Below are 470 nucleotides of genomic sequence, written 5' to 3' on the forward strand. Positions count from 1 at the left end.
GCGCAGCGCGGCATGGTCAAGCGTTTCGACGGCGTGCCGGCCATGCGCGGCGCCTCGCTGACGGTGCCGCGCGGCACCGTGCATGGCCTGATCGGCCAGAACGGCGCGGGCAAGTCCACCCTGATCAAGATCCTGGCCGGCATCCATGAGGCCGACGCGGGAAGCATCGAGGTGGACGGGCTCGCGCGACGCGGCGCGGCCGGGATCGGCTTCATCCACCAGGAACGCCTGCTGGCACCGACGCTGACGGTGGCCGAGGCGCTGTGGCTGGGCCGCGAACCGGCCTTCGGGCCGCGCGCGGCCGGCTCGCTGCGCCTTCTAGACCGGCGCCGGATGCGGCGCGCGGCGCTCGACGCGCTCGATGCGCATTTCGGCGTGAGCTTGCCGCCCGATCGACTGATCGGCGAACTGAGCGTGGCCGAGCAGCAACTGGTGCAGATCACGCGCGTGCTGGTGGAGCAGCCGGCCAT

General features: G+C 72.6%; 1 protein-coding gene. It reads left to right on the forward strand.

Annotated elements, in window-relative coordinates; translation table 11 throughout:
- Positions 1-470, forward strand: a 470-nt coding sequence (locus FQ705_RS00040; protein WP_144137434.1) for an ATP-binding cassette domain-containing protein, incomplete at both ends; no start/stop codon positions are given.

It is taken from the genome of Paraburkholderia sp. BCC1884, assembly GCF_900996225.1.
Classification (GTDB): Bacteria; Pseudomonadota; Gammaproteobacteria; order Burkholderiales; family Burkholderiaceae; genus Paraburkholderia.